The following is a 15707-nucleotide window of genomic DNA, read 5'->3' on the forward strand; positions in this document are numbered from 1 at the left end:
CCTCTGGCGGTAAGCCATCTGGCAAGGCCGGGAGATGCCGCCATCACGGTCGGGTGAGGATGCGTATCCGCAGGAGTCGGAACGATGCCCGCCCATACATGGCTCTTTTGATCGTTTTCACGCGGTTGACGTGACCTTCCACGATGCCGGAGCTCCATTCGAGGGTCAGTCCGGCGGTGACCGCGTCGAGGTCCTGGCGGAGGAACGAGGCGAACTTCGCGACGGAAATGAGGCCGGACTGTTCAGCCTGGCGGATCCAGTCGAGTAGCAGTTGGCCTCGACGGTGACGGACCAGGCTTGTGAAGACTCTGGCAAGATCGCAGGCCCGCGCGATGTCGGGGCAGGCCAGGCGGACCTGGTCGAGTTGCTCGATCTCCTTGGCGCTGAGGTCGTTGCGGTTCCGCATGATCCAGGTGGTGATCCGGCGCGGGCTTGGAATCTCGCCGGGGGCCGACGGGGCCGTGCCTGCCTGCGAGGTGCGCAGGTAAGCGGTGAGTGTCGAGTAGCCGCCGCGGAATCCGCGCCCGTGGATCTCCCGGAAAAGAGTCCGGCCGCTGGTCACGCCTGCGGCGTACTGCTGCTGTAGGTACGGCTTGAAGGCGTCCAGCGGCTCGGGGCGCCGGTCGCGGGCGCTGCTGATGAGGTTATCGAGGCCGGTGTCGCGGTAGCGGCGGATCGTCTTGCGGTCGAGCTGAAGGCGGCGGGCGATGTCGCTGAGCGGGTAGCCCGCGGCAACCATGCGGGTGACTTCGGCGTGGTGGTGCAGGACGCGCTGCACGATACGCGTGGGTGGGAGTGCGTCCACCAGCGGCATCTGGATCGGTCGGTCGTTTCCCCGCTCAGCGTGCTTCTTCACACAAGACCGGTGCTGGTGGCAGGTCTTCTCGACCGCGGCTGACAGGTTCTGGAGCAGGTGCCAGCGGTCCGCGATCTGCAGGGCGTTTGGGGCGGCCTCTTTGGCCGCCTTCGTGTAGGCGCTGGCGCGGTCTCGGCAGATGATCTCCGCGCCGGGGTGTGCGGTCAGCCAGGCGGCGAAGGTCTCCGAGGTCCGGTCGGGCAACACGTCGACGACACGGCCGCTCTCCACATCGATCAGGATCGTCCCGTAGCGGCGCCCACGCCGGAAAGCGAACTCGTCCACGCCGAGCACTCTCGGCGCACGCTCGGGTACCTCAGGCGCTTCAAGGAGCCCCAGGAGGCGGGTCCGGCCAGCCGCGAGGCTGATCTTGCGGCACAGGCGCTCCCCGGCCCGTCCGCCGAGCTCGGTCGCGATAGACCGCAGCCAGCACTTCAACCGGAGGCTGGACCGCCGACGTCGCTCGCTGAGGCCCTCGACCTGCTCGACGAAGGTCCGGCGCTCGCACCGCTCGTGGTCGCAGTAGAACCGCCGGACCCGGAGCCGTATAGAGAATTTCTGTCCAGCCAGAGGCAGTTCGGCAAGCCTTCGCCAGTACGTGGAATGGACTCGACGTCCCCGGCGTCCGCAGTACGAGCAGCATGGCGGACGCCCACATGCCGCCACCTCCAGCACCACGAGCCGGGGCTCAATGATCAACTGCTCCAACTCGACATCGACTCCAGGGAGCAGCACATCCTTGATCGCGCACAGGCTCACGAGTAGGAGATGCCCCAGGGAATCGATTCTGCATGCATGGCGCTGACGTGGGCTTTCACGCAAGCGCGGTCAGAGCCTTGAATCTCCTCAGGTGTTGCTCTTCCGGTGGCCAAACCTGCTCTGGTGATCTCCCCATCCATCGCGTGATCTCTTCGGCGTGTCGAACTGGTGTCGGCATGTCGTGGAGAGCCTGGGTGAGCTACGAGTTCGGCCTGTTGAGGGGCCCCGGATGCTCACCTGGGAGGAAGACGTGGATGCTCACGCCCTGCGTCGTCAGGGCTGGTCGATTTCGGCGATCGCCCGGCATCTGGGGCACGACCGCAAGACGATCCGCGCCTATCTGAACGGCGAGCGAGTCCCGGGATATCGGCGCCAGTCGCCAGTCGCCGGACACGTTCGTGCCTTTCTTGGAGTACTGCCGCCAGCGGCTCAGCGACGACCCCCATTTGTGGGCCTCGACGCTCTTCGACGAGCTAGTGGAGCTCGGCTATGCGGGTGGCTACTCCACCTTCACCCGGGCATTGCGGCGATACCAAGCACGTCCGCACTGCGAGCCATGCCAAGCATCCAGCGGTCGGGACGTGGCGATCATCGCGCATCCTCCCGGTGAGGAGATCCAGTTCGACTGGGTCGAGCTCCCGGACCCGCCCGCGGAGTGGGGCGTCGGCGCCAACGCGCATCTCCTCGTCGGCACCCTGGCTCACTCGGGACGATGGCGGGCCGTGCTCGCGGATGCAGAGACTTTCCCGCACCTGGTCCAGGCCGTCGACGGTGTGCTGCGGCGCCTGGACGGAACCGCCCGACGGTGGCGGTTCGACCGGATGGCCACCGTTTGCTACCCGCCGACCAGACGGATCCTGCCGACGTTCGCCGCCGTCGCGAAGTACTACGGAGCCGGCGTCGACATCTGCCCGCCACGGCGAGGCAACCGCAAGGGCGTCGTCGAGAAGGCCAACCACTCAGCGGCCCAACGCTGGTGGCGAACCGTCCCGGACGGCATCAGCATCGATGCAGGTCAGAACGGCATCGACAAACTGGCCGTGCAGATGGATCTCCGCAAGCGCAAGCTCGACGGAGCTTCGACCACCGTCGCCGTGCTCGCCGAGGCCGAGCCGCTGCTGGAACTGCCGACCCGCCCGTTCCCCGCCGAGCTGGAGCAGACCCGCGTCGTCAGCCCTCAAGGACTGGTCTCGTTCGCCGGCAACCACTACTCCGTCCCGCCCGGCCTGACCGGCGCGCATGTCACGGTCCGGATCCGCCTCGGCGAGGACGACCTGCATGTGGTCACCGCCGGCCGTGCGGTCATCGCCCACCACCGCCGGGCACCGGACGGAACCGGGCAGACCATCCGGGACGCCGGGCACGTCATCGCCCTCGAACGAGCCGTTCTGGCCTCGTTCTCCGACAAGGCGCCCTGCCGCACCAAGGTTCGCCGGCCTCCATCGGCCGCGGCCCAGGCGGAAGCCGACAAGCTTCGCGGCCGCCCTGAAGCGGATGTCGCGAACCGGGTCGTGATCGACCTGTCCCACTACGCCGCCGTCGCCGACCTGCTGCGGCAGGCCCCCACCCACGAGGAGCGTGAGAGTGAGTGACACCATGCCGATGAGCGAGGCCCGGCGCTACCAGCAGCTGCGAGGACACCTGTCCTATCTGAAACTCAACGATGCGGCCGAAGTCCTGCCCCGCGTTCTGGACCAGGCCCGAGCCGAGCGGATGACCCTCACCACCGCCCTGGAGAAGCTCCTCGAAATCGAGGTCGAGGCGACCGAGGCCCGCAAACTCTCCTCTCGGCTGAGGTTCGCCTGCCTGCCAGAACCATGGACCTTGAACGACTTCGACTTCGCCGCTCAGCCCGGCGTCGACGAGAAGCTCATCCGTGACCTGGCCACGCTGCGGTTCCTCGACAACGCCTCCAACGTCCTGCTGGTCGGGCCGCCCGGCGTCGGCAAGACCACGCTGGCCGTCGCACTCGCCCGCTCGGCGGTCGACGCCGGCCACCGCGTCTACTTCACCACCGCCGCCGAGCTCGCCGCCAAGTGCCACAAGGCCGCTGGTCGAGCATCATGCGGTTCTTCGTCGGCCCCCGCCTGCTCGTGATCGACGAACTTGGCTACCTCCCGCTGCCGGGCGACGGCGCCTCCGCTCTCTTCCAGGTGATCAACCAGAGGTATCTGAAGTCGAGCACGATCCTCACGACCAATGTCGGTATTGCCGACTGGGCCGGCGCGTTCGGCGACGCCACCGTCGCCGCCGCGATGCTCGACCGGCTCCTTCACCGCGCCGGCGTCGTCGGCATCGACGGACCGTCCTACCGGCTTCGCTCGCACCAGTCTCACGCCGACAACCTCCGCAAAGGAGTGGCCGGACGTGCTGGTTGAACTCCGGGCCTGTCCCATCTGCTGGATTCAGTTCCAGGTCAACCCCCAGGCAACCGCCACACATACTGCACCCCTCGCTGCAAAGCTGAAGCAGCCAGGCGACGACGCCATGAACGCGACGAAGCCATCAACACAGCGGAGACCGACGTGGTCACGCGGCAGTCACCGGCACCCACACCCCTGACGCCGACAGCTATCCGCAACTGCCCGCACTGCGACAAACCCGTCACCATCGTGGCGCTTCTCGCCACCCCCGAGGCTGCGCGGCCCACCATCCCCGCAGCAAGTCCCGATGTCATCCCCATGCGTCGCAGCTGAGGGAACGCACGTCACTGACCTTGCCGGCCCCAGGCGGCGGCAGGGTCAGTCGGCGTTCTCGAACGAGGCACCGATGTTGTTCCACATGAAAGCGTCCTTCCAATCCGGTCGCCTCTTGGCCCAGCCGCTCAGTGCGCCGATCACCTTCTCCTGGGAGATTGTCCGGGTCTGGTAGTGCTCTGCCGCCGTCCCGTCACGGAACTCCAGCTGATAGGTGTTGTCATCCCTCAGCCACACCTGCACATACCAATCGCCGGCCGCCTCATCGTCGACGCGCTCGACGATCACGAAGGCGTTGCCCCGGCCGAGGTTCGCCACCATCCGGCTCAAGGCCGTGGGCCCCGGATTCCTCACCTGACGACCGTGCTCGTCTCTTGCCTGCAGCATGGCCCGATCATTCCCCACAGCTCTGACACCCGTCGAAGAGCAACCACGTCACGTCCACTCTCGCTCCTCGCGTTCCCCAGTTGGTTCACTCCGTGAACCGACTGGGGCGAAGAGTAGTTGTGAGGAAAATTCGGGATCGGCATCACTGCCCGGGTGCCGAAGGGGGCCGGCCGGGTGCTACTCCTGGCGCCCGAAGCGGTCGTGCATGTGCCTGATGACGGTCTGCGTCTGTGAGTCAGTTGCATCCGGAATGAATCGGAAGGATGTGATCCGGTTTTCTTTGACCTCTAGTTCGTCGATTCCCCTGACACGTTCCGCTCCCAGGGCGGTGATCGTGTCGCTGCGGACCTCCAGCAGCGCGTAGATCCAGTTGTCGCCCTGTGCGATCCGGATGGTCTTCAGCGTGCCGTGCCTGCCTGTCACCATGTCGTCGATGTACTGGCGGATGGAGTCGACGTGCCGGTCTCCGGGGAAGGCCGCCACGACTGACTCGGCAGTGGTGGCACTGCTGTCGAAGAGTTCCATCACCGCTTCCAGGTCCCCGGCGTTGACGCGCTCGACGTATGTGGTGAAGACCTCAACAGGGTCGTTGTGGGCGGTCATCGTTCTCCCTTTGCGTTCTTGAGGCGCTGAGCCCTTTCAGTGGCTTTCCCAGAAGGGTGAGTGGTTCTGTGAGGCCGACTTGTGATCTGCAGTAGTGCCCAGCCTTCACCTGGCTGTGGCTTCTTTGAGAGTGTCGTCGAGCCAGTCGTAGATGCGGGCTGTCAGGATGCGCTGTGCCCCGGGTTGGCAGTGGTGGCCGGCGCCTTCCTGTGTGGTGAAGCGCAGGAAGGTCTTGGGGCAGGTGAGGTGGTCGTAGAGTTTTTGCGCCTGGCCCTGGAAGAACATCTCGTCCTCGGCATCGCAGACGAGGGTGGGGCACTGGATCCGCTCCGCGGTTCCATCGCGCAGCGTGTAGTCGAGGTAGGCGGCGGCAAAAGCGCGGGGGGTTTTCACACCCATCACGTACATCCCGTGGTGGACGGCCCAGCGCATGGTCGGGTTGGCAGACATCATCTGTTCGAGCAGGGCGTCGAGTTCGGCATCGGAGTCGGCACGAAGACGCTGTTCGGCTTCCTGACGGCTTCCGGGGATGCCGCGGATGGACACCTCTCCCAGGTCGAAGACGCCGTCGACGGCGATGAGCGCGGCCAGGCGGTGCTCATAGGCCGCTGCCCTGGGTGCGAGCAGTCCGCTCATGCTGATGCCGAGCAGGGCGATGCGGGAGTTGTCGACCTCTGGCAGGGTCTCGGCGAAGTCCACGACCGGCGTGATCACGTTCTCCCAGTCCGGCCGGAACGCCAGTTGCTCGCGGTGCAGCGGTCCGGGCTGCCCCGGGCCATCGAATGTCAGCACCGTGTAGCCGCGTTCGACGGCGGCGAGCGCGCCCATGAAGTGCAGTTCCTCGGCGGTGCCGTCGAAACCGGTCGATATGATCAAGGTCGGCCGCGGGGTGCCACTGGAGTCGACCCGGTAGAGGTAGCCGGGCAGGGTGGTGCCCTCATACGGGATACGTACCGGCTCAATCCTGGGAGTGAACAGCGCGGCCGCGGCACGGAAGCATTCCACGCTGCGGTCATAGGCGTGCGTGTGGCGCGGATCGCACGGCACGCCGTGCAGGAAGAATTCCGCCGACCGGTAGTAGTTCGACGCGCGCAGCCATCCGTCCCGGGCGCTGACCAGGTGTCCGGCGGCCATGGATGCCTGCGCCTCGTCGGCGACGCGGTCCGCGGTGGCCAGCCACTCGTCGTGCCAGCTGCCGTAGTCGCCTTCGGTGATGCGTTCGGCCGTGGACGCCACCTCGCCGAAGTCAGCGCCACCATAGGCGATGTGACCGAGCGAACGCAGGGTCTCGAACCAGAACTGGGGATCGCCGGGGAAGAGCAGCGGCTTCATGACCCTCTCCTTAAAGCACAGGGATGTGCGTCGGGGTGCGAGCCTGGATCGTAAGGCTGCCCCTCCAGCAAAGGCAAGGGGATGTGCTTTTGTGTGATGGAGATGAAGGTGCGCTCATCCCCGCCCTGTGTGCTTCGCCCTCCCGCCCCAGGGCCGCCGGCCCTCAGACTCGACCTGACTCCCCCTGCTGAAAGGGCAGCCCGCATCTGCCGCTCGGCCCGGGCGGCAGATGCGAAAAACACTTACAAAAGGGCCGGCTGCCATTCATCCCCGGAACGGTGGGCCTCTTCAGAAGGAGCCGCTGACCAGGTGGCGACCCCGTTCCGTGAAGGTGGAGCACCACCGAGCCTCTTTCAGCCTGGCTCTCAGGAGTGAAAATCCAAGTGGTTAGAGAGGCGGACGAGTCGTCTTGTGTCAACGCGCTGCCTTCGGGGCAGGCTGCAAGGCCGCGAAAAGCCCATCAGGCCGAGGAGGCGAGGAGACGGTTGACGAGGATCTGCGCGTAATCGTCGGACTCGGGCGGCAGGCCGAGGATCGCGCGCAGATAGAGCGGCGCGAGGATCTGGTCGAGGATCTGACCCGTTGCAGGAGGGCTCTCCCCTCGCCGGATGGCCCGGGTGCGTAGTTCCTCGATGGCCTGGGCCCGCGCGACAAAATACTGTGCACGCCCCATACGGTCCTGCGACCCCGCAGGCATGGAGAGAGCCAGCGCCCGCATGATCAGCTGGCCATGAGACGTAGTGAGGCTGGACTCCCCCGCTGCAGCCCATGCGAGGAGATCCCCCCGCAGAGAACCGGTATCCGGCACAGGCCAGTGCTCCTCAAGCTGAGTCACCGCCACATCAGTAAGAAGGGCATCACGGTTTCCCCAGCGACGGTAGATACTCGTATGGTTCACACCCGCACGCTGAGCGATCGCAGGGATGGTGAGCTCCTCCACCCCAGGATCGGACAACATGTCGATCACCGCTTGATGGACTGCCGCCCTCACCCGCTGCGAGCGCCCACCAGGACGAGCCGCAGGACGCCCAGAGGTATTGGTTGCCTTCATCACCTCATCTTAAAACCCACGGCTACACACCAGATCAAGCACACAAGACGCCGCCGACCCACCATGCCAACGACGCCGCGCCCCCGCACCCACAACCCTCCCAACTAGCCACATACTCCTCATGCACATCCCTGCTGACCTGCTGCTTCACCCCACAGAGACAAGATGAAACGGCTCAGGGCAGTTGCTGCTGCTTGGAGGGCGTTGTCGTAGGCGATCGAGGACGATTGGCCGGGGCGGGAGTGCCTGCGTCGGGTGTTGTATCGGGTCAACCAGCGGAAGGCGTCGCGCCTGGCCTCACGCTCGCTCGACCAGCCTCAGCGGCCTTTGAGGCCCCTGTCGTGAAGACGGCGTTGAAACTTTCCGCAGCGGCGTTGTCCGCGCTGGAGTCGATTGCGCCCCTGCTCTGCCGGCCCCCTGCTGACCTGTAGATTTCAGTGAAGGCCCTGCTCGTGTATTGCGACCCGTAATCGGTATGCATGGCCCCTCCGGCCAGGCTCCCGCGGGTTCGCTCTACGGCCGCCAGGGAGTCGGTGACAAGCTCGGTGCGCATGGGGTCGGCGATGGCCCATCCGGCCAGCCGGCGTGAGGCGAGGTCGACGACGGTCGCGAGGTAGAGCGGCTTCGCGCCGCTGACTGGCAGGTAGGTGATGTCGTCGCCGACGACTTCGTGTTCACCGAGGCTGCGGTGAAGTCACGTTCGATCAGATCCGATGCCTTCGCCGCGGTCTGCTCCGCGCGTGTGGTGCGGTGTCGGCGGCGCAGACGGACTCCCCCGAGCCCGATGGTCCGCATGATTCTCGCCACGCGCTTGTGATTGACCGCTGGACCGGCCCTCGTCAACGGAGCTCGGCGCGGTTGCTCCTGGGGGCTCTGTGGGTGCCATCGGAGCCCTCGTGGACCTTGCGTATCCGGGCCGTGAGCCCAGCCTTGACGGCCTGCGGGGCCGTCCGTGCTGCCGTACTGCGACGCCAGTAGTAGAAGCTCGAGTGCGGGAACCCGAGGATGTCGCAGAGCCGTTTCACGCCGTGATGACGCTGGTGATCTTCAACGAACTGGCATTGGTTCGCCAGCGTGTCTCCGTTGCCAAACGCCGGCTGCCTTGCGGGGTATGTCGCGCTCTTCCTCCAGCTCGCGGATCTTCTTGCGGACCGCGGCCGGCTTCGTCTGAGCGTTGTCACCGCTGGCCTGCGAGACGGCCGACTGTATCGAAGGGGAGCCGGAGCGACGGCCGTCGGCGACCCGGATTCAGTTCCGAAGTGTCTCGGTGTTCACCCCGAGATCACCGGCGACCGACTTGATCTTCGCTCCCGGCCCCGACCAGTTCATGGCGACCACGTCCGCCTTGAACACGACGGGGCAATGCTTCATCCCCACAGGAACTCCGTTCCCCTGGACCATCAAGATCCAAGTCTTCCCGGTGTCCAAAATCCGGGGTCAAGGCCCAAAAGAGCCCGCCAAGGCAGGCCCATCCAGGCCCGGAACAAGACCGCTGATCGCTTTGCGGTAACGCCCCCACCGACCGTCACACCACCTCCACAGCGACAAGCACGGCTCCAACCCAGCCCGCTCAACACCCCTCAAACCACCCCCCACCCCGGACCCGGACGGGCTGGACGGGCGAGGCGGGCAGGCCAGAGAGGGCGGGGCGAAGCGGGCGAGGTAGGCCAAGGCGGGAGGGGGCAGGCCCGGGAGGAGGCGGGAAGAACGAGCCACTGACCCGGTAGCCGTATGATCCGGCGGACGGGGCCGAGCTGGTATTTCTGCGCCGAGCTGCCGTCTGGGGGCGTCACCGTCCCGTTCGGGCGGTGTCTTTCGGACCGTCTTGGGAAACGCCGCTTGCCGTCAGCGGCAGAGCTCGTGCTGCACCCCTTCACGCGGGGCGGGGGTCGAAACCGGAGCCAAAAGCACATATCTTTGCTACTGGGGTAGTGCTGGATTACAGTGGCGGCCAGGCAAGGGCGCAGCCGTGCGGCGATGCGCAAGGCCGCGACCGCCCATCGCACCGGATGGTCGGCGCCTCGAAATCGCTGGCGGGTGGGGGTGGAAAAACCGCCCCGGCCACAGGGTTTCCTGCCCCTCCGAGCCCGGCCCGGCAGGCTGCGGAACACCACCGGACCAAGGCGAGGCGGTCCTCTGTCCCGCACGCCTGGAGAGGGGTGCGGCCATGCTGCAGACGCCCTCTGGTGCCAGAGGCCCCACGCGGTCGCCGACCCGGCGTGTCACCGACCCCGATCACAGCGGAAAGGCGTTCCAATGATGCTGCCGTTCAGCAAGTCCGAGACGAAAGGGCACAACACAGGCCTGACCCTGACCGCCGCTGCGTTCGTCTTCATGGTGTTGCGGCTGTTTGCCGTGTCCGAATACAACTGGCACACGGCCTTTGCGATCCTGCACACCATCGATCTGGACGACACCATCGGCCTCGTGCTGGGAACAGCCATGGCCGACTCCCTTGCCTCAGCACTGATGCTCACCCTACTGGTACCGATCGCCGTCTTCCGCCTGGTATCGGCAATACGGGCAGCCCGCGAAGATATAAAACACGCACAAGAACAACTCCGCCCCCCTCAACGCCCCGACCTGACCGGATCTCTTCTCCTCCTGATCGCACTGGTCGCCTTCAGTGCCTACGCAGCCACTTTCCACGCCTGGTGGCCAGCCCTCCTCGCCGGCGCCGTAAGCCTCCTCCCCCTCGCCGTAGTCCGCGCCGTCAAAGCAGGTGGACGAATCAGACACACCACCCTCTGGGCCAGTCGCCACCTCGCAGCCCTCGCGGGCCTGGCCATCCTCCTGGGTGCAGCAACCATCCGTACACCCTGGATGCCCATGGAACACATAGAACTACGCCACAATCAGACCATAACCGGATTCGTTATCGAAGAAGACCCCGCATTCCTGAAAATACTCACCGAAGAAGAACGCGAAATCCTGATTGTGAATAACCAAAACATTCTCACGCGCACAGAAATAGCAGCGCCCTGAACCTCCTCGTTCCTGGGTCTCAGGAATGAAGAGCCAAGTCTCTACCGGAGGTCGACGGCATCTGAGGTGCCCCATAAGGCCGAGGATGAAAGAAGCCCGCTTAGCTCTCTTTTATCCTGATTAGTTGCGGGTCGACAGTGTGTAGATGGCTTGGATGATGGCGCCGATGCGAGGGGTGGAGCATCTGGCTTGTCGGAGGATCAACCAGGAATTCTACTACGCAAAGGGCTGTCCGCCGGGATTTTCAGACAGATGTGGTCGCGGTTGAGCTCTGGTGTTGATCGGACTGTTCGTGGTGGTTTTGGTGATGCGTTCGGTGCCGTAGCAGATGGCGGTGATGGTGGCTTGGCGGATAAGAAGTCGTCTCATTTGGTGCTGAAGAGAGCTCGTAGCAGATGAGGGTGCAGGCGATGGCGGTGAAGGGGCCAGGAGGTGTTCGACCTTGCGCTCGTAGCGCCGGTGCAGGCGGCGGTAGCCGCCCAGCCAGGACATCGTGCGCTCGATCGTCCAGCGGTGTCGGCCCAGTCGTGTGGAGGATTCGACGCCTCTGCGGGCGATGCGGTGGTGGATGCCGCGCGAGCGGAGCCATCGGCGCAGGTGGTCGTAGTCGTATCCCTTGTCCGCATGGAGCTTGGTGGGCCGTCGCCGGCGCGTGCCGCGGCGGGAGCGGATCGGAGGAATGCCGCGCAGCCGCGGCTCAAGCGCCTGACTGTCGTGGAGGTTCGCGCCGGAGATCCCGACGGAGATGGGCAGACCGGTCCGCTCGGTGATCAAGTGGATCTTCGATCCCTTCTTGCCCCAGTCGACAGGCTTCGGACCTGTCAGCTACCCCTTTCAGGGCCCGCATGTTCACCGAGTCGATCGCGCAGCGCGACCGGTCCAGGCCGCCTCGAGCGCCCAGTTCGTCGAGGATGACGCGGTGCAGCTTGGCCCAGGCCCGGGCGGTACTCCACTCGGTGAGGCGCTGGTGTGCGGTCGGCTCCGAGGGCCCGAAGACCGGCGGAAGCTGCCGCCAGGTGCAGCCTGTCGTGGCCACGAAGACGATCGAGGCCAGCACTTCGCGGCCCCCATGTCGGCGTCGGCCGCCGCCCTGCGGTCGTGCCGGAGCGGGCGGGACCACCCGCTGGGACAGCTCCCACAGCCTGTCTGGCACCAAACGCTCGACCATCACCACACGGCGCAGACTACTTAGCGGGCCAAATGAGATGACCTCATGCCTGTTTCCCGCAACACCGTACCTGTGTCGTCTGCCCCTCCTGCCCCAGTGCCGAAGGTGCCAGGCCCGCGAGGAATGGGAAGACTTCGCCCCGCACCGGCCCGTCGCCGTTGCCTCGAACCGGCTTGGCAGCCCGCCTGCTTTATGGCGGGCTGCCAAGAAGGACCACGGTCAGCGCGTGGAGCGAGACATCTGGTCAGCCCGTGAGAGTGAAATAGGTCCCACGCTGAGTCTCGAACTCAACCCGCGCGCCGATGGTCGCGGCGTCGAACCTGTACCAGGAGTCCACTTCGTTCTTGAGGAGGCCGACACTGGTCGTGTTGACCTTCCAGGCGAGGATATCGGTGGCCCTGATCGGAGTCAGGAAGGTGAGCTCGTCTCCGCCCGTCCCAGTGCCGTGGAAAACAGCGACCCGTTCGGCAGTGGCCAATGAGCTTCCCTTGATGTAGACCTTGACATCCCTATTCATCTGGGTTACAGCCTTGCCCGGCGCACCCCACTCCGCCCGCAGTTCGTCGTCCGTGACCTCCCTCAATCCGAGGTCCTGGACACTCTTGAAGGCGTAGATGTAGTCCGTACCGCCGGTGGACGATCCCGAGCTTGCTTGACCTGCGTTCACGTACGCGGCACCCCAACTGCAGGCAACGGCTCCGATGAGGCCTCCAACGTTCCCGTTCGTCTTCTTGTACTCGCGGGTTGCCTCGGGAATGTTGCTGAAGACATGCAGAGCGGCGAGCAGCTCGCGAACAGATTCAACAGGGTTGGTCCGTCGAGGATGGAACCCGTCCGAGCTCAGGATATCCCACGGAGGCCGCGTATCCTGCCTGGACAGATCGGTCGCGGGCGCACCGCCGAGCGGCGGAGTCTTGCGTCGAAGCTCGCTGGAGAATTCCTCGACTGTACGCCGAGCTTCCTTCTCGCCCATCGCTCGGAGCTCTGCATTTCTCGCTTCTACGCGCGCCCCGGCAGCCTTCGAGTTCTGCGTGAACCGATTCCCCTTTTCGGCCATGTTCCTTTCTGAGATCTCGGCCATCACCTTCTCTCGTACGGAGATGTCCGCTGTTACGAGCTCTTCCCAGGAGTTGAGGCCATGCCGGGCAAGCAGCTCTTGGTCATTCCGTACGACGTTCCTCTCTGTAGTGACGGCATAAGAGAAAGATTGGAAGTCGTTCTCGAGCGATACGTCCAAGTCGACGTCATAGAGACGGACGGCATTAACCTCCTCCATTAGCGCGACCTGAATGACTTCCTCCACCTGCTCCTGAGGAAGACTCCTTCGAAGGTCAGACTCTCGGGCCTTCTGGAAGATCGGGTTGCCTTCGTACTTCTTAAGTACGCCTTGAACGGCATTGGCGAAGGTCGCTTCGGGAAGCTTTGGCTTGGCAGCCGCCGGCGCCTTCTTCATCGCGGGAGGAGGCGGCGGAACGCTGTTGCTGTTGGGGTCGGGGAAGGGAAGAGTGGGCTCGGTCATCTGCGTGAATTCCTTACATACTGGATGGCTTCTCAGGGGTGCGCGACGATCGAGGCATAAGCGATGCTTGCCAGATCATTGACTTGATCGGTCGTCACAGAGTAGTCGGCAAGGCATTCAGCGAGCGCTTCCTTAATGATTACGGAGACGAGCTGATTGAACAACTCCAGTTCCTCACTTTGCAGCGACTGCTCCATGGCGTGCTCATCTGCGGGGTGCACTCCCTCGCGGGAGTCTTCAGCATCACGGGTGGAGTGATGAACGCCGAACCATTCGCTTTCGGAGACCCAGTCGCTGTGCCCATCGGAGTACTGAACCTGGTCATCGTGCACGGTCTTCCAGCCCGGCCGTGTCCCGTTGTCGTCCCACACAGGTCCGGAATGGTCGACGGAAGCTGAATCGGCGATGTACTCGTCTTCATCCGGATCGTAGAGGCTGACGCTGAGAACGTAGACGAGTGCTTCGGAAAGCTCCGTCGACCCGACATGATAACCACCACTCTCGCAAAGTGTGGCGATCATGTTTGACAGGGTGGGGTTGCCGTCAGCCTGGGGGAAATCGAGGTCACCGAGATACGACTCGGGAAGGTTTTTCCTCACCAGCTGAACAGCGCTCACGTAGTCCAGGTTTCCGAATGCCTCAAGAAGCTCCCGGGCTACGTCCGGATCCTGAAGGATCTGCGGGTGCTGTTCCCACAGATATGCGACGATCTGCTGATCTGTCATTTGCTTCGCTATCCTCTTCTAAGAGCTCATAATGCGATCTTGGGTGTTGATCGGGCCGTTGCTGCCGCCTTGGCCCGAGAAGGCTCCTGGCCCACGGCCGGTGCCGGACCGACCGTGCCTACAGGGCACCTTGTACGTGCTGATCAATGACATCGCCTGACAACTGCTGCCCCTGGAGCTGGGGTTCGGCTCCGGCCAGGCCTCCCATGTCCGTACGAAAAAGGGGGCGCCGACACCGGTCCGTCGCCGGTCGACCGGCGGAAGACGGACAGCAAGCACCGCCTGATCTGCGACGGGCACGGCCCCCGCTGAAGGTCATCACGACTGCGGCCGACGTCAACGACGTCACCCAGATCCTCGTCCCGGTCGACGGCATCCCGCCCCTCGCGGGTCGACCCGGTCGTCCGAGGCGTCGCCCCAGGCCCTGCTCGGCGACAAGGGCGGTAAGGGCTACGACTCCGGCCCCCACCGCCGCGAACTGCGAAAGTGCCGGATCCTGCCCGTGATCCCCCACAGGGGCGCCCCGAACATCGAGGGGCTGGGCAGACTCCGCTGCATCGTCGAGCAGACCTTCGCCCTGTTCCACCCGTTCAAACGCCTCACCGTCCGCTGGGAATGCCGCACCGAACTCCACGATGTCTTCGCCTCCCTCGTCTGCGGCCTCATCTGTTGGAGGCGTCTCAAAAAGATCCGAACATAATCGCGTTACGAACTCATAGGACTGAGCAGGCAGGCAGTGGGGCATCATTGACGGTGCGTCCGCGTGACAGGCTCTTGAGGAAGTCGCTCGCACGGTGACGGGTCCAAGCCCAAACGTTGAGTCACGTAAGCGGCGATCCGTCGACGTACCGGCAGCGGATCCCACGGCGACTGGTTCACGAACTGCTGCAGGGCCTACATGTTCCCGTCCGGAAACCGCTTGGACATCGGCTGGACCGACTTGCGCCGGCCGCCCAGGATCAGGCCCCGCAGGTCACACCCGCCCCACCGCCGCTGATCCTGCCGCGGAAGCGAGGCGAACACATCGGCAACGAACTCCGCCACCTCACCCCGGAGCCGTTCCACCCCTCCCCAGCTCCTGGCCGGAAGATGCCCGTCACCAGGCAAGATCACCCGACGTGACGAAGTCCTACTAGGGAAAATCCCTGATCTGTGATCCGCCCAATCGGCGTTCACTGGTTGCGGAACAGGACAGAGCAAGCCGTTCGGGAGTGATCGCTCGTCCGGGGCGTGAAGGACCGTGCCCGACCGCGCGGCGTTCGCTCGGCTTCCTGACCGACGGCGGACACCACAGAAGCCGCGATCAGCGAGCACGGGCGCTGAGTCCTTGACCGTCATCCGTCGATCACCACTCCCGCCGCAGGCCCTCGCGGCCAGGAAGCGCACGCCCTCGCTCGAACCGACCGCGTGGCGGATGCGACCTCTGCCGAACGAAGTCGGCACGGGGCTCCGCGGGTGCTGCCACCTCGGATCTTCTGCAGCGCGTCGCGATGACCTCGTGCGGCTCATACCGGGTACCGGCACGACGCCGGCCGGACCACCCATGGGTGCGGTCGGGACAGACGGAGAGGGCTGGATTAGCTATGGAAGAGCCGCGTCGCCTCGGCGGCCGGTACGAGCTGGGCC

The 15707-nt window shown here is 65.0% G+C and carries 11 protein-coding genes and 5 pseudogenes; 5 read left to right on the top strand and 11 right to left on the bottom strand.

The window, feature by feature from the left end; all coding sequences use genetic code 11:
* Positions 1-43: 43 nt before the first annotated feature.
* The gene (locus ACZ66Z_RS34305; protein ID WP_469939708.1) at positions 44-1615 is read right to left on the bottom strand and encodes an ISL3 family transposase; all 1572 of its coding nucleotides are present in this window, start codon (positions 1613-1615) and stop codon (positions 44-46) included.
* Between the two features lie 229 nt (positions 1616-1844).
* Here ACZ66Z_RS34305 and ACZ66Z_RS34310 point away from each other — a divergent pair.
* The 3 genes and pseudogenes from ACZ66Z_RS34310 to istB form a co-directional block, all read left to right on the top strand.
* Positions 1845-1931: pseudogene (locus ACZ66Z_RS34310) on the top strand (hypothetical protein); the annotation flags it as partial.
* A gap of 91 nt (positions 1932-2022) precedes the next feature.
* Positions 2023-3207, top strand: a complete 1185-nt coding sequence (locus tag ACZ66Z_RS34315; RefSeq protein WP_469939709.1) for a Mu transposase domain-containing protein — start codon at positions 2023-2025, stop codon at positions 3205-3207.
* Between the two features lie 10 nt (positions 3208-3217).
* Positions 3218-3993: pseudogene (gene istB / locus ACZ66Z_RS34320) on the top strand (IS21-like element helper ATPase IstB).
* Between the two features lie 363 nt (positions 3994-4356).
* Here the strand turns inward: istB and ACZ66Z_RS34325 are convergent.
* The 6 genes and pseudogenes from ACZ66Z_RS34325 to ACZ66Z_RS34350 all read right to left on the bottom strand — a co-directional run bounded on the left by ACZ66Z_RS34325 (position 4357) and on the right by ACZ66Z_RS34350 (position 9055).
* Positions 4357-4698 (bottom strand): hypothetical protein, encoded by a 342-nt coding sequence (locus ACZ66Z_RS34325; RefSeq protein ID WP_469939711.1) that lies wholly within the window; start codon positions 4696-4698, stop codon positions 4357-4359.
* A 177-nt stretch (positions 4699-4875) separates the two neighbouring features.
* Positions 4876-5301, bottom strand: a complete 426-nt coding sequence (locus ACZ66Z_RS34330; protein WP_469939712.1) for a nuclear transport factor 2 family protein — start codon at positions 5299-5301, stop codon at positions 4876-4878.
* A gap of 105 nt (positions 5302-5406) precedes the next feature.
* On the bottom strand, positions 5407-6633 hold the full coding sequence (locus ACZ66Z_RS34335) for an alpha/beta hydrolase family protein (RefSeq protein ID WP_469939713.1): 1227 nt from the start codon (positions 6631-6633) through the stop codon (positions 5407-5409).
* Between the two features lie 460 nt (positions 6634-7093).
* The gene (locus ACZ66Z_RS34340) at positions 7094-7591 is read right to left on the bottom strand and encodes a TetR/AcrR family transcriptional regulator (RefSeq protein WP_469939725.1); all 498 of its coding nucleotides are present in this window, start codon (positions 7589-7591) and stop codon (positions 7094-7096) included.
* Between the two features lie 361 nt (positions 7592-7952).
* A pseudogene (locus ACZ66Z_RS34345) lies at positions 7953-8339 on the bottom strand (transposase); the annotation flags it as partial.
* Between the two features lie 593 nt (positions 8340-8932).
* Positions 8933-9055: a hypothetical protein gene (locus tag ACZ66Z_RS34350; protein WP_469939715.1), complete on the bottom strand. Its 123-nt coding sequence runs from the start codon at positions 9053-9055 to the stop codon at positions 8933-8935.
* 885 nt (positions 9056-9940) lie between these two features.
* Here ACZ66Z_RS34350 and ACZ66Z_RS34355 point away from each other — a divergent pair.
* Complete coding sequence (locus ACZ66Z_RS34355) at positions 9941-10669, top strand: hypothetical protein (RefSeq protein ID WP_469939717.1); 729 nt, start codon at positions 9941-9943, stop codon at positions 10667-10669.
* Positions 10670-11057: 388 nt separating this feature from the next.
* Here ACZ66Z_RS34355 and ACZ66Z_RS34360 read toward each other — a convergent pair.
* The 3 genes and pseudogenes from ACZ66Z_RS34360 to ACZ66Z_RS34370 all read right to left on the bottom strand — a co-directional run.
* Positions 11058-11837: pseudogene (locus ACZ66Z_RS34360) on the bottom strand (IS5 family transposase); the annotation flags it as partial.
* A gap of 244 nt (positions 11838-12081) precedes the next feature.
* Entirely contained in the window at positions 12082-13356 is a 1275-nt protein-coding gene (locus tag ACZ66Z_RS34365; RefSeq protein ID WP_469939719.1) for a hypothetical protein, read from the bottom strand.
* A 32-nt stretch (positions 13357-13388) separates the two neighbouring features.
* Complete coding sequence (locus ACZ66Z_RS34370; RefSeq protein WP_469939721.1) at positions 13389-14081, bottom strand: hypothetical protein; 693 nt, start codon at positions 14079-14081, stop codon at positions 13389-13391.
* A 502-nt stretch (positions 14082-14583) separates the two neighbouring features.
* Here ACZ66Z_RS34370 and ACZ66Z_RS34375 point away from each other — a divergent pair.
* The gene (locus ACZ66Z_RS34375; protein ID WP_469939723.1) at positions 14584-14781 is read left to right on the top strand and encodes a hypothetical protein; all 198 of its coding nucleotides are present in this window, start codon (positions 14584-14586) and stop codon (positions 14779-14781) included.
* Between the two features lie 101 nt (positions 14782-14882).
* Here ACZ66Z_RS34375 and ACZ66Z_RS34380 read toward each other — a convergent pair.
* Positions 14883-15146, bottom strand: a pseudogene (locus ACZ66Z_RS34380) (transposase); the annotation flags it as partial.
* Between the last annotated feature and the right edge of the window lie 561 nt (positions 15147-15707).

It is taken from the genome of Streptomyces sp. NPDC107498 (assembly GCF_055582805.1).

Coding starts and splice junctions, on each gene's coding strand:
- ACZ66Z_RS34325 (WP_469939711.1), bottom strand. CDS start 4,698: ATGCTGCAGGCAAGAGACGAGCACGGTCGTCAGGTGAGGAATCCGGGG.
- ACZ66Z_RS34330 (WP_469939712.1), bottom strand. CDS start 5,301: ATGACCGCCCACAACGACCCTGTTGAGGTCTTCACCACATACGTCGAG.
- ACZ66Z_RS34335 (WP_469939713.1), bottom strand. CDS start 6,633: ATGAAGCCGCTGCTCTTCCCCGGCGATCCCCAGTTCTGGTTCGAGACC.
- ACZ66Z_RS34340 (WP_469939725.1), bottom strand. CDS start 7,591: ATGTTGTCCGATCCTGGGGTGGAGGAGCTCACCATCCCTGCGATCGCT.
- ACZ66Z_RS34350 (WP_469939715.1), bottom strand. CDS start 9,055: ATGAAGCATTGCCCCGTCGTGTTCAAGGCGGACGTGGTCGCCATGAAC.
- ACZ66Z_RS34355 (WP_469939717.1), top strand. CDS start 9,941: ATGATGCTGCCGTTCAGCAAGTCCGAGACGAAAGGGCACAACACAGGC.
- ACZ66Z_RS34365 (WP_469939719.1), bottom strand. CDS start 13,356: ATGACCGAGCCCACTCTTCCCTTCCCCGACCCCAACAGCAACAGCGTT.
- ACZ66Z_RS34370 (WP_469939721.1), bottom strand. CDS start 14,081: ATGACAGATCAGCAGATCGTCGCATATCTGTGGGAACAGCACCCGCAG.